This is a genomic window from Bradyrhizobium sp. MI1.7 (assembly GCF_055811795.1).
On sequence record NZ_JBVVPO010000116.1, the window covers coordinates 1 to 13,645 of the forward strand.

Annotated in this window: 9 protein-coding genes; 5 read left to right on the top strand and 4 right to left on the bottom strand. The window is 65.8% G+C overall.

What is annotated here, in order from left to right:
- The coding region (locus AC0L3X_RS44475; RefSeq protein WP_473317488.1) for an apolipoprotein A-IV repeat region-like domain-containing protein at positions 1–5,340 on the bottom strand (5,340 nt) is incomplete at its 3' end.
- 396 nt (positions 5,341–5,736) lie between these two features.
- On the opposite strand from AC0L3X_RS44475, the gene AC0L3X_RS44480 reads away from it, so the two are divergent.
- The gene (locus AC0L3X_RS44480) at positions 5,737–6,111 is read left to right on the top strand and encodes an Hpt domain-containing protein (protein WP_283017067.1); all 375 of its coding nucleotides are present in this window, start codon (positions 5,737–5,739) and stop codon (positions 6,109–6,111) included.
- Positions 6,112–6,277: 166 nt separating this feature from the next.
- Entirely contained in the window at positions 6,278–6,598 is a 321-nt protein-coding gene (locus AC0L3X_RS44485) for a 2Fe-2S iron-sulfur cluster-binding protein (protein ID WP_014493954.1), read from the top strand.
- A gap of 15 nt (positions 6,599–6,613) precedes the next feature.
- Here AC0L3X_RS44485 and AC0L3X_RS44490 read toward each other — a convergent pair whose 3' ends face one another.
- Entirely contained in the window at positions 6,614–7,081 is a 468-nt protein-coding gene (locus AC0L3X_RS44490) for an acyl-CoA thioesterase (protein WP_231142336.1), read from the bottom strand.
- Between the two features lie 182 nt (positions 7,082–7,263).
- Between AC0L3X_RS44490 and AC0L3X_RS44495 the strand changes: the two genes are divergently transcribed.
- Positions 7,264–8,292: an NAD(P)/FAD-dependent oxidoreductase gene (locus AC0L3X_RS44495; protein WP_473317489.1), complete on the top strand. Its 1,029-nt coding sequence runs from the start codon at positions 7,264–7,266 to the stop codon at positions 8,290–8,292.
- Positions 8,293–8,399: 107 nt separating this feature from the next.
- Complete coding sequence (locus AC0L3X_RS44500; RefSeq protein WP_231142334.1) at positions 8,400–9,011, top strand: DUF2147 domain-containing protein; 612 nt, start codon at positions 8,400–8,402, stop codon at positions 9,009–9,011.
- Positions 9,012–9,266: 255 nt separating this feature from the next.
- On the opposite strand, the gene AC0L3X_RS44505 is transcribed toward AC0L3X_RS44500, so the two are convergent.
- Positions 9,267–10,367: a hypothetical protein gene (locus AC0L3X_RS44505; protein ID WP_283017066.1), complete on the bottom strand. Its 1,101-nt coding sequence runs from the start codon at positions 10,365–10,367 to the stop codon at positions 9,267–9,269.
- Positions 10,368–10,766: 399 nt separating this feature from the next.
- On the opposite strand from AC0L3X_RS44505, the gene AC0L3X_RS44510 reads away from it, so the two are divergent.
- The gene (locus tag AC0L3X_RS44510; protein WP_028158285.1) at positions 10,767–11,123 is read left to right on the top strand and encodes a hypothetical protein; all 357 of its coding nucleotides are present in this window, start codon (positions 10,767–10,769) and stop codon (positions 11,121–11,123) included.
- A gap of 9 nt (positions 11,124–11,132) precedes the next feature.
- On the opposite strand, the gene AC0L3X_RS44515 is transcribed toward AC0L3X_RS44510, so the two are convergent.
- On the bottom strand, positions 11,133–13,397 hold the full coding sequence (locus AC0L3X_RS44515; RefSeq protein WP_231142332.1) for a TonB-dependent siderophore receptor: 2,265 nt from the start codon (positions 13,395–13,397) through the stop codon (positions 11,133–11,135).
- Between the last annotated feature and the right edge of the window lie 248 nt (positions 13,398–13,645).

A 13,645-nucleotide genomic window follows, 5' to 3' on the forward strand; every position in this document is an offset into this window, starting at 1 on the left:
CCCCCCCCCCCCCCCCCCCCCCCCCCCCCCCCCCCCCCCCCCCCCCCCCCCCCCCCCCCCCCCCCCCCCCCCCCGGGTCTCGGTGTTGCGCGTGCCGACGGCTGCCAGCAACGGCTCTTCCTGGCGCTGCGCGCTGGCGCGGCCCGTCGTGGAGACGTCGAGGCCACGGCCATGCTGGGCCACGATGCGGTTGAGCTCGGCGAGGGCCTCGATCTGGTCGACGATCACCTTGCGCATCTGCGCAGTGCTCTCGGCGGCCTCCTGCGGCATCTCGAGCACGCCGCGGCGCAGCTCGTTGCGGGTGGCTTCGAGCTCGTTGTGCATCTCGAACGCCATCTGCTTCATGCTGGAGACGAGGTTGGTGAACTTCTCGGTCGACTGCTTGAACATCGTATCCGCCTCGTCCGTGGTCTGGCGGTAGATGTCGTGCATGGCCTCGATGGTCTGGCGGTGCTCCTCCTCGGACGCCACGCGCACCGCCTCGAACTGGCGGGTGATCGCGGCGGAACCTGCGCCGGCGGTCTCCGCGACGACGCGGGCGATGTCGCGGGCACGCTCTTCGGCGGCGGCCAGCGATTCATCGAGCAGGCCGGTGAAGCGCGACAGACGCTGGTCGAGATCGGCCGTACGCAGGTCGATGGTCGTGACCAGCGATTCCAGCGCCTGCTTGCGTTCGGCGAGGGAAGCGGTGGTGTTCTTGTTGCTCACCTCGACCACCTGCGCGGCTTCGACCAGCGCCTTGCCGTGCGCGTCGAACTGGGTCGACAGCTCGCCGAGGTCCTGCAGCGCCCGCGTGGTCTTCGTATTGAAGACGTTGAGCTGGTCTTCCAGGTTCTGCGTCGCAGCGCCGTTGCGCGAGGTGACGTCGTTCATCGCCGAGACGAAGTCGGCGACGCGCGTCACCAGCGCCCGCTCGAGCGAGTTGAGGTTGTCGTGCGCACCGGTCAGCACCTCCTGGAGCAGGATGTTGCCTTCGCGCAGACGCTCGAACAGGGCCACCGTATCGGTACGCAGGATCTTGCTGGTCTCCTGCATCTCGGTGACGGCCGCGATCGAGACCTGGCGCGACTGGTCGATCGCCGAGCGGGAGGCCTGCTCGAGGTCCTTGAGCGACTTGCCGACCGCGCCGGTGGCCATCTCGCTCGCCGCGTTGATGGTGCGGGCGACTTCGGAGCCGTTGCCCATCATCGTCTGCGAGAACGCATGGCCGCGCGTCTCGATCGACTTCAGCGCATCCGAGGTGACGCGGTCGATGTCGAGCGTGAGCTGGCTGGTCTTCGAGCCGATCGCGTCGACCAGCGCGCCGCGCTTGGCGTCGATCATGTTCGACAGACGGTCGGCCTGCTGCTGCACGTAGGTGACGATCTCGTCGGTCTTGCCGGTCATGGCCTGGCCGAAGCTGCTGCTGGCGGCGAGCACCGAACGCTCGACGTCGGACGAACTCGACTTGACGCGCGAGCTTGCCTCGTTGGAGGCGTTGATCAGCGCGTTCTGGGCGTTGAGCGCGCTGGTCTGGATGTCGTTGGTGGCGTTCGTCGTCGCCGTGCTCAATGCGCGCTCGATCTCGGTCGAGATCGTGCGGATCTGGCTTGCGGCATCCGCCGACGTCGAAGTCAGGGAAGTCTGGGCCTCACGCGCGCTGTTGAGGATGGTCGAGGCTGTGTCGGCGCCGACCGAGGTCAGCGTGCGCTCGATGTCCGTGGTCAGCGACTTGATCTGGCTTGCCGCGTCCGTCGAGGCGGTGATCAGCGCGCCCTGGGCCTCACGCACGCCGCTGGTGAGCGCCTCGATGGTGGCGCCGCCGGCGGTCGCCAGCGCGCGCTGCATCTCGGCCGCCAGTGAACGGACCTGGCTGGTCTGTTCGGCCGAGACGGAGAGCAGGGTGCTCTGGGCGTCGCGGGCGCTGGTCGTGATCGTCTCGGCGGTCGACTGGCCGACCTGCGAGAGCGACCGATGCACGTCGACCGCGAGCGACTTGACCTGGCTCGCCGCATCCGAGGACGCGTTGACGAGCGTAGTCTGGGCTTCGCGGGCGCCGGTCATGATGGTCTCGGCCGTCGAGGTGCCGGCCATCGAGAGCGAGCGCTGCACGTCGACCGCGAGCGACTTGACCTGGCTCGCCGCATCCGAGGACGCATTGACGAGCGTGGTCTGGGCTTCGCGGGCGCCGGTCATGATGATCTCGGCCGTCGAGGTGCCGGCCATCGAGAGCGAGCGCTGCACGTCCGAGGACAGCGCCTTGATCTGGTTGGCGGTCTCGGTCGAGGCCGCGATCAGCGCGCTCTGCGCATCGCGGGCGCCGACGGTGATCGATTCCGCCGTGGTGGCGCCGGCCAGCGACAGCGAACGCTGCACGTCGGCGGTGAGCGTCTTGACGTGGTTGGCCGCGTCCGAAGACGCCGTGACGAGCGTGGTCTGCACCTCGCGGGCGCCGGCCAGGATCGAGGCTGCGGTGGCAGAACCGGCCGCCGACAGCGTGCGTTCGACGTCGACCGCGAGCCCCTTGATCTGGTTGGAGGCATCGCCGGAGGCCGCGACCAGGGTCGACTGAGCCTCGCGGGCGCTGCTCAGGATCGAGTTCGCAGCACCGGTGCCGACCGCGGTCAGCGCGCGCTCGACCTCGGAGGAGGTCATTTTGAGCTGGGCGTTGACGTCGGAGGAGACCGTCATCAGCGACTGCTGGGCGGTACGCGCACCGGTCTGGATCGTTTCGCTGGTGTTGACGACGAGGTTGGTGAGCGAGCGCTCGGCATCCTCGACATGCGAGCGGATCGCGGTCGAGATCATCTCGGCGCGGGACATCATGTCCTCGCTGGCCTGACGGCCACTGCTTTCGATGCGGCCGGCGACGGCTTCGACACGCGAGCCGAGCAGGTCCTCGAACTGCGCCACGCGCACGTCGATGTCGTTGGCGACCGAGCCGACCTTGGTCTCGATGGCCTGGTGGATGTCCTGGAAGCGCGCCGTGACCGTGTCGGTCAGGTGCGTGCTGCGGCCGTCGATCATCTCGGCGACGCCGGTGATGCGGCGGTCGACCGCCTCGATCGCCTGCGCGGTGCCGTCGGTGAGCGTCGAGGTCAGGAGGGTGAGGCGCGTGTCGATCGACTGCACGGCCTGCGAGGCGCCGTTCGTCACCGCAGTCGTCAGGTAGGTGAGGCGCGTGTCGATGGATTCGAGCGCCTGCGAGGCGCCGCCCGAGAGCGTCGTCGTGAGGTGCGTCAGCCGCGTATCGATCGACTGGATGGTCTGCGATGCGCCATCGGTGAGCGAGGTCGCGAGATAGTTGAGGCGCGTATCGATCGTCTCGATGGCCTGCGATGCGCCGTCAGTGAGCGACGTCGTGAGGTGGGTGAGGCGGGAGTCGATCGACTGGATCGCCTGCGCGGCACCGTCGGTCAGCGACGAGGCGAGGGTGTTGAGGCGTCCGTCGATGGTTTCGGTCACCGACTTGGCGCGGGTGTCGAACGACTGCTCGAGCGCGGCGACGCGGCCGACGAGCTGGTCGTCGAAGGTCTTGATGTGACCTTCGATCGTGCCGTCGAGGCTGACGATCTTGTCGTTCAGCGAGGCGTCGAGGTTGGTGACACGTTCGCCGACCGTGGTCTCGAACTGCACCAGGCGCTGGTCGAGCACGGCCGTGATCGCCCCGCCGTTCGAGGTGAAGCGGGTATCGAAATTGTCGACATAGGTCTTCAGGCTCTCGGCGATGTCCTGGGTGCGCTGGCCCATGCGATCGACGATATCACCGCCGAACGTCTTCACGGTGCGGTCGAACTCGGAGATGTGGCGGGTGATCAGCGCGCCGAGCGTGCCGGAGTCGCGGGCGAACTTCTCGACCAGCTCGGTGCCCTGGTTCTTCACCAGCTCGTCGAACGCGCTCATCTGCAGCGACAGCGAGTCGTGCGCGGTCTCGGTCTGGCTGACGACCTTGGCGACGAGGGTGTTGACGGTGGCGTCGAGCGCCTCGCTCGCCTTGTCGCCGGAGGTCATGATGTGGCCGGCGAGCCGGTTGCCGGCATCGTCGATCTTGGCGGAGAGGTCGTTGGAGCGCAGCTCGAGCTCGAGCAGCAGCGAGTCCGACGAATTCTTCAGGCTGTCGTGCACCTGCTCGGTGCGCTCGGAGATGCCGTCGACGATGGCGGCGGAGCGCTGCTCGAACTCGCCGGTGATGCGGTCGATACGCTCGTTCAGCATCTCGTGGACGCGGTCGGCGAGGTCGACGAACTCGTCGTGGACGTGGCCGGTCTTGAAGTTGAGGCTGGTGGTCAGCCGCTCGCTGGCGTCGAGCACGGCGCGCGTGGTCTCGTTGCTGGCCTCCTCGAGGCGGTCGAGCAGGTCGCCGCCGCGCTCGCCGAGCGCGAGGATCATGTTGTCGCCGGCGTTGCTCAGGGCGCCGGTGATGTGGGCGCCGCGCTCTTCCAGTGCGCCGGTGATGCTCTTGGCGACCTCGTCGACGCGCGAGGCGATCGCGTCCGAGATCAGCGCGATGTCGTGGCGCAGATCGATCTGCACGCCGGAGATGGCGCTGCGGACCTGCTCGGCCTGGCCGACCAGATTGTCGCGCTGGTGCGCGATGTCCTGGAGCAGCGAGCGGATGCGCACTTCGTTGTCGGAATAGGCGCGTTCGAGCGCCGCAACCTCGTTGGCGACCAGCGTCTCGAGCTCGCCGGCGCGCGCGATGGCGCGTTCGATGCCGTCGCCCATCGCCGCGACCTCGCGGCGGATGGCCTGGCCGACGGTCACCATGGAATCGGACGCCGAGCCCTCGGGCTCGGAGAAGCGGATCGCGACCTGCGCCATCGCCTGCGCGATCATGCGCATTTCCTGGCCGCGCCAGACCAGGCTCGCCAGGAAGTAGAACAGCATGATCGGCGCGAAGAACATCGCGATCAGGCCGGCGATGACGAGCACGCCGCCGCTCTGGCCCATGGCAGCCTGGATCGAGGGCAGGAAGCCGACGGTGAGCGCGGCGCAGGCTGCGAGCCAGACGCCGGCGAAGATGGTGGCGAAGGTGTAGACGCTGCGGGCAGGGCGGCCCTTCTGAAGCGCCTGGAGCAACTGGCCGATGGTCTCGCGGTCGTCGTTGGCGGCGCGGCGCGAGGTGCGCGGCTCCTCGATCGTATCGAACACGGTGGCGCGCTCGTTGGCGGCAGGACGCGGCTCGAAGGTCGACTCGTCGAAGATCGGAGGAGCCGGCGGCCCCACCGGAGCCGACGTTTCGTTGCGCATCGAGGCGTTGCGGCTGGTGTCCGCGGCCGTGTCGCTGATGTTCAGGGCTTCCTGGATCGCAGAAAGCGCAACTTCTGTCGGGTCTTTGACCTTTTTCGGAGTGTTCGCCATGTTCAGTCCGAGCCCTCGTTACTTGTACGCGTCCTCCCGCGAGCCCAGCGCGCTACGCAAGCCCACAGACCGGATCATGCCGCTTACGCGGATTCCCAGCCGTCCCCACCCGGACGGCTTGTCCGCTAATTTCTCCCAACATCCTATTGGCAGAGCGTCGCGAATGAAATGCCCGGGATTAAGACAATCTTAATCATCGTTAACAGGATAGCGCCGTAACGCCTTAGCAATAAATGGAATTCTCCACCGGACTCGCCGGATTGCGGCAACTTTTCGTCAATAAACGGGCGGATTTGCGTAAAACGGCCCAAACACTTCGTTAACCATTTCCATGCTTCGGTGGGAGGAACTTGACCGCCGGATCGGCGGACATCGCGCGATGCCGGGGCCTGCGCCATGACGCCTGAACTGCAACGGATGGACTGGATGCCTTCGCCCCCGCTTGCACCCATCGACAGCCCGCTCGACCTCGATCACCTCGCGCGCATGACGCTCGGGGACACTGAGCTGGAACAGGAAGTGCTCGCGATGTTCGCCGAGCAGGCGGTCCGCCTGGTCGCGGCGATGGCAGCACTGCCGGCCGAGGCCGGCGCACTCGCTCACAAGCTCAAGGGCTCCGCGCGCGGAATCGGCGCCTTTTCGGTGGCCGATGCCGCGGCCAGCCTGGAGACCGCGGTCCGGACCGGCCATGGCCAGCCCCACGCCTTCGCCGCGTTGAAAGAGGCGGTGACCGAGGCTCGCGCCGCCATCGAGGCGATCCTGAAGCCCTAGGGCGACAAGGCGAGAAACCGCGCTCTAGTCTTTTGTTTTGACGCGTTTTCTTCCTGCGAAGCGGGATTCACGTCGCTTCAAAACCCTATGGCGCCGGGCGGATCGACCCGTTATAGGACAGCCCGGACCCTCCTTCATTCGCAACATCGCGGCAGCACGAGCACACATGGCCAAGATTAACTTTGTCGACCACAAGGGCGAAACCCGTACGGTGGAAGTCGAGAACGGCGCGACCGTGATGGAAGCCGCCATCCGCAACAGCATTCCCGGCATCGAGGCCGAATGCGGCGGCGCCTGTGCCTGCGCAACCTGCCATGTCTATGTCGACGAAGCCTGGCGCGAGAAGGTCGGCAGCCCGACGCCCATGGAAGAAGATATGCTCGATTTCGGTTTCGACGTGCGCCCGAACTCGCGGCTGTCCTGCCAGATCAAGGTCTCCGACGAACTCGACGGGCTCGTCGTGGCGACGCCGGAACGGCAGGCCTGATCGTCCCTCACTATACTAGATGCTCGGCGGCGCGACCACGATACCGCGCTTGTGCCAGGGTCTGAGCTTCTCGATGATCTCAGCGGTGAGCGGTGCGGGCCGCCGCGTCGCCTCGTCGAGCATGACGCCGACCGACATCGCCGAAGCGATGCAATTTCCTTCCGAAAACACGACCTGTTCGAAGGTCACCGACGTCCGTCCCAGTTTGACCACGCCGAGGCCGAGCTCGATCGTGTTCGGCCAGTGCAGCTCGGCGCGGAAATGGATGTCGAGGCGCACCATGATCCAGGCGAGGCCCGGCGGCGTCAGCCCGTATTCCGGGCTCTTCATCAGCGTGACCCGGCCGGTCTCGAAATAAGTGGCGTAGACCGCGTTGTTGACGTGCTGGTTCGGATCGAGATCGCCGAAGCGGACATTGTCGCCGAGACGATAGGGATAGTCCTCCAGGCGCGGCGTCGTATCGAGGCGGCTTGGTGCGTTCACCGATTGATCTCCGTCATATCGCTTCCCGTTACAGCCCAGTTATACTGACCCGGCAAGTGGGCGCGGCTGCGGGGCGCTCCCGCTTTTATGCCTTCCCTGATCCATCCCCGTTGGCTAGACAGGCAGGGTCACTTCTGCCCGCTGGGCGGCGTCCAACCGATAACGATCGATAAAGAGACGACATGAGCGACGTGATAAAAACCGATGTGCTGATTATTGGCGCCGGCCCCTGTGGTCTGTTCGCCGCCTTCGAGCTTGGCCTTCTCGACATGAAGGCGCATTTCATCGACATCCTCGACAAGGTCGGCGGCCAGTGCGCCGAGCTCTATCCGGAAAAGCCGATCTACGACATTCCCGGCATTCCGCACGTTTCGGGGCAGGGCCTCACCGACGCGCTGATGGAGCAGATCAAGCCGTTCCATCCGACCTTCCATCTCGGCGAGATGGTGGAGACGGTGGAGAAGATCGGCGATCCCCTGTTTCGCTGCACCACCGACGCGGGCAAGGTGTTCGAATGCAAGGTGGTGGTGATCGCGGCCGGCGGCGGCTCGTTCCAGCCCAAGCGCCCGCCGGTGCCGGGCATCGAGGCCTATGAAGGCACCTCGGTGCACTACGCCGTGCGCAAGATGGAGACGTTCCGCGACAAGAGCGTTCTGATCGTCGGCGGCGGCGATTCCGCGCTCGACTGGACGCTCAATCTGCATCCGCTCGCCAAGCTCATCACGCTGCTGCACCGGCGCGACGATTTTCGCGCCGCGCCCCACAGCGTCGAGCAGATGCGCGCGCTGGTGGCCGACGGAAAGATGGATCTGCGGCTCGGGCAGGTCACCGCGCTCTCCGGCACCGAGGGCAAGCTGACCGGCGCCACCGTCAAGGGCAACGACAACAGCGTGAGCGAAATTTCCTGCGACACCATGCTGCCGTTCTTCGGGCTGACCATGAAGCTCGGTCCGGTCGCGAACTGGGGCATCGCGCTGGAGAACAATCTGGTGCCGGTCGAGACGTCCGCGTTCGAGACCAACGTATCCGGCATCTTCGCCATCGGCGACATCAACACCTATCCCGGCAAGCTCAAGCTGATCCTGTGCGGCTTCCACGAGGGCGCGCTGATGGCGCAAAAAGCCCATCGCTACGTCTATCCGGAGAAGCGGCTCGTGTTCCAGTACACGACCTCGTCCTCCAGTCTGCAAAAGAAGCTCGGTGTCAACTGACGGCACCGGGTTCGGCAGGCAATGCCCCATGTTTCTGGTGCTGGAACCGTTCGCGAAATCGCCGTAGTCTGCGGCCATTGCAGTGGCGGCTTAGCAAGGTGATCATAATGCGGACTCTCTTTTCCAGCTCTCGGCTGCTGTCGCTCCTCGCGCTCGCTCTTGCTTTGACGCCAGGCGCGGTGAAACCGGCTGCCGCACAGGCGCAGCAGCCAACCGCCGCGGGTCTTTGGCAGAAGATCGAGGACGGCAAGACGGTGGGATGGTTTCTGTTCGTCGACCACAACGGCGTCTTCGAAGGCGTGATCGCAAAAACCTTTCCGCGCCCCGGCGACGACCCGAATGAGGTCTGTGCGAAATGCACGGATGATCGCAAGAACGCGCCGGTGCTCGGGCTCTCCTTCATCCGCGACATGAAGCGCGACGGCTTGAAGTATGACGGCGGCAACGTGGTCAATCCACGCGACGGCAACATCTGGAAGGCCAAGATGTCGGTCAGCCCGGATGGCCAGACCCTGACCATGCGCGGCTTCCTCGGCATTTCCCTGTTCGGCAAGGACGAGACCTGGAAGCGTCTTCCCGACGCCTACATCGCCCAGGTCGATCCTGCCATCGTCGCCAAATATCTTCCGGCACAGGCGACCGCCGCGACGACGAAGCCGGCGCCCGCGCCCGCGGCGAAGAAGGGCGGCGCGATGATGGCGCCGGCGCCGAAGCAGTAGGTTCTCTGCGCGTCCGCTGTCGTCTCGACCATTGCCTCACATGCGGCTGTCATTCCCGCGACCCGGCTACGCCAAGGCTTCGCCGGGGCTTCAGTCCAGGGGCGCCGAAGCTTCAGCGTAGGCGGCAAGCGGGGAGTCGCGGCCCCTCCGTATCCTCGCGCTGTCTCTGGAATACTGGATCGCCCGATCAAGTCGGGCGATGACAGTTGAGTGTGTGGCTCGGGCCTGCCTCAGCAGCGACGGTCTTGACGACCGTCAATACGTCCGTGCCTTCTTGCAAGGTGCGTAGAACGTGCCGTTGCCGGCGACGACCCGCTCGAGGCATTGCCGGGGATCGGTGATCTCGCCGTCGACCTGGAAATAATAGGCCTGCGGTCCCAGGCTCAGGACGTAATGTCCCGGCGCAAGCTCGAGCCCTGAATCGCCGGTGTGAAGCTCGTACATCTCGGGCTTCCCCGGGATCGGCGACACCCGGAACGGATAGGAGAAGTTTCGGATCACCCCGACATCTTCTCCGCCGCCCAGATTTTTGCCTGCAGCGTCGGTCGAAAACTCCCTGGCGATCTTCGCGACGACCCGAACCTCGACGCGCTCGGGGATCACGTTCGCGGCGTCCCGCCGAAACACGATGAATTTGACGCGGCCGTTCGGCAGATGCGGGCGATCGGGCTTCTTGAACTCCGGTGAAATCGCGATGCGCATGTCCGGCGCCATCACGCCGGTCGCATTCAATTCCGCCAGCGATTTGTCGTCGATCAATGCGTAGATGCCGTAGTCGGTTGGCAATACGCGCGTCGGGGGAGGCGGGGCGGGGGTGATCATTTCCGGTTTGGCGACCGTGATCGTCGTCTCCGGCTTGGGCGATACCTGCGCGATCTCCTGAGCCTGGGACGAAATCTGCCGGCGCAGCGCGGCGATGTTGTCTCGCTGCGAGACGATCAGGATGACGGCGCCAACGGCAAGCAGGATGGCCGCCGTACGCTTGATCACCGGTAGAAGCGGGCCCGAGATCGCAGGCAGCTTGCTGCGGGATATCTCGATCCTCGATCGCAAAACGGTCGCGTCGCCGGACACCAGGAGACCGCCTGTCTCGGTCGCCTTTGACGACGTGAGCTGTTGTGACGGCAAGCGCTCCAGCGGCGCCTGGTCGCGCGAGAATTTTTCGACCTCCTCGATTGCGACCTCGAGCGCCCGCTTCATCTGGTCGATGTTCCTGGCGTCGGCGTAGGTGAACTGCTCCTGGAGCTTGTAGCGGGCAAGGTCGTAGACCATCTGCCGCCTGGCGTCCGCGTCGTCCTTCACCGTCTCGAGCATGCGCGAAATCACGAGCGCAAACTGCACTTCGCTTGCGGGCAAGTCGGTCGAATCCTGCTGGCCAGGAAGCAACTCTCTCGAACTCATAGCGCTGACGGTCCAATGCCAGTCACGCCAACACCTGATTTCTCTAATTGAAACAGTTGATTAAAAGATGCGGCCCGCGTCCGCGGCCGTTTCGTACACGTCCTCGCGGAACAAGGAAAGCCTCCAAAACAGCTGCGGCAAATTGCCGACGCGTTGGACATGCAGGACGTGCGCGCCGGCCGGGGCAACGCCGTGCGGCCGTAGTTCCCCGGAATGCGCGCTGGCGCCGGATTTGCATAGCTGTCGCAAAGCCGCTGGGGAGCGAGTCGCCGTCTCCACGCCTGCCGCGACCGTGCGGAAGGCGGACGGCGGTGTCTGTCCCTCGCGGCGCTGATTGCGATCCGCGGAGACGATATGCGACTTGCCAGACTATGTGCGGCGGCGCTGCTGGGGCCGATGGCGCTGCTTGCGACCTCGGCGCTGGCGCGCGACGACGGCCGCTATGCCAACTCGCCGCTAAAACCCTGGTTCGAGAGCCTGCACAGCCAATACGGGCAATGCTGCTCGGATGCCGACGGCTACGTCATAGCCGACGTCGACTGGGAATCCGATCGCGGCCACTACCGCGTGCGCATCGACGACGAATGGGTCGTCGTGCCCGACGGTGCCGTGATCACCGAGCCGAACAAGATCGGTCGAACCATGGTGTGGAAGCACTATGTCGACGGCCATCCGCGCGTGCGCTGCTTCATGCCCGGCAGCATGACGTAGCGGTCGTGGCTAGAATTTGTACGTCACGCTGCCGAGCACCGTGCGGCCGATTCCGAGAAAGCAGTCGCCGCGCGCCAGGCACGTGGTGAGGTGACGCTTGTCGAAGAGATTGCTGGCATTGACCTGAAGCCGCCAGGAACCGGTCTCGTAACGAACCATGGCGTCGAACAGCGTATAGTCGGGTGTGCGGAGGGTGTCGGTGCCGTCCCAGGAGGTGCCGATGTAGCGCACGCCGCCGCCGAGCGTGACGCCGGGCAGGCCGAGCAGGGACAGACGGTACTTCGCCCAGAGCGAGGCCTGGTGATCCGGCACGGTCTCGACATGCTTGCCGGAATTGTCGCCGCTTTCCACGCGGGCATCGAGATAGGTATAGGCGCCGATCAGGTCGAGCTCCGGCGTGACGCGCGCCAGCACCTCGAGCTCGGCGCCGCGGATGCGCACCTTCCCGGTCTGGATCGAGAAGCGGTCATCATCGGGGTCGCTGGCCAGCCGATTCCGTTCGGTGGTGTCGAAGATCGCGCCGTTGATCGCATTGCCCGGTGTCGGATTGTACTTGAAGCCGAGCTCCACCATCTCGCCGCGCTGCGGCGCGCACACCGTGGCGCAGACGCCGCTGCCGAACACCGGGTTGAACGACTGCGCATAGGTCACGTAAGGCGTGACGCCGAATGGCAGCTCGTACATCAGGGCGGCGCGGCCGGTGGTCGCCTGGTAGTTTTCGACCGGCGAGGCCTGCGTGTTACTGGTGACGTAGTCGTGGCGCAGCCCAAGCACGGCGAGCCACGGTCCGAGGCGCAACTGGTCCTGAGCGTAAATACCGAGCTGGGTCTGGCGCAGATCCGGTTCGGGAGACATCGTCGGCGCGGGTACGCCGCGGTAGACCGGCGCGTAGAGATCGAACGGCGTCGGGTCTGTGGTGAAGCCTGATTGCGCGTGCTCCCTGAACTCGCGGTAGTCGGTGCCGAACAACACTTTGTGTGCGACCGGTCCGGTGTGCAATTTCAGCTCGGCATTGCTGTCCGAGGTCAGGTTGTCCTTGACCGTCTCGCGGCTCCATACGCTGCGCGCCACGGAGCGTCGGCTGGCGTCGAGAAATGGATAGTTCGGATCGCTTGGATCGACGAAGTTCAGGTCCGGCCACGTCGACCGGTAAATGCCTTCGACATGGGCGTAACGCAGGTTTTGCCGGATCTTCAGACTGTCGCTGAAGCTGTGCTCGAACAGGCTGCTGATCGCGCCGGTCTCGGTCTGGTACTGGTCGAAGCCGGGCTCGCCGGCGAAGCGCCGCACCGGAATGTAGCCGTTGGGGCCGGCAAACAATGTGCCCTCATGCGGCAGGAAGGCCGTGGAGGACCCCGTGGTGTCCTTCTGATAGGTGCCGAGCACCGTCCAGCTGGTGTTGTTGGTCGGCCGCCAGGTCAGTGATGGCGCGAGCACGATGCGGCCGTCCTTGACGTAATCGGTCTGCGTGTTGCTGTCGCGGTATACGCCGATGAAGCGATAGAGCCACTCGCCGTCCTTGGTCAGCTTTCCCGTGGAGTCGAGCTGCACCTGCTTACGGTTGAAGCTGCCATATTGCACGCCGATCTCGTTGGCGGATTCGGCCTGCGGGCGCTTCGAGATCAGGTTCAACAGGCCGGCGGTCGAGGTGTCGCCGTAGAGCACGGAAGAGGGGCCGCGCAAGACCTCGATGCGCTCCAGGGTGTACGGCTCCGGCCGCCATTCGTTGAAGTTGTTGGTGTTCACCATGCGGGCGCCGTCGAGATAGATATTTGGGTCCTGGCCGCGGATGCGCGGATAGTCGCCGCGCGAGTCCGCGCCGTAGGCGTCGGCGAACACGCCGGGGACATAGCGCAGCGCCTCCTGAACGGTGGTCGCGCCCTGGTCGATGATGCGGTCGGCGGTGACCACGGTGATCGACTGCGGTGTCTCACGCAGCGGCGTATCGGTCTTCGTGCCGGTGCCGCTGCGGGTCGCGACGTAGCCGCGGACGGGGCCTGTCGCGGTCTCCGCGCCCGTGCTCGCGCCGGCCGCCTGTGTATCGGCGTTCGATGGTGCGCGCTCGGCCTGGCGACGGCGGCTTGCCGCCTGTGCGGCCTGACGGGAGGGAGACGGACGTGTGCGCGCTGCCGGCCGCGACGATTGCTCGACCACGACGGCGGGCAATTCCTGCGACGATGATTGCGCCTCGGCCGGCGCCGCATCCATCAGGCCTGCCAACAGCGGCAGCGCGCCGCCGATCAATCCTGCCGTCGTTCTGAGATATGTAGTCATTCGCGACCCCATCATTTGCGGGGCGGACGACTAACAAGCGCAGTCGATGGCTTGAAGTGCGGGAGGGGCGCAATGGTCCCTCAATCATCAGATTTGGAATTAGTATTTATATAAGTAGAGCGCGGGGGCGGGGGGGGGGGGGGGGGGGGGGGGGGGGGGGGGGGGGGGGTGTGTGGGGGGGGGGGGGGGGGGGGGGGGGGGGGGGGGGGGGGGGGGGGGGGGGGGGGGGGGGGGGGGGGGGGGGGGGG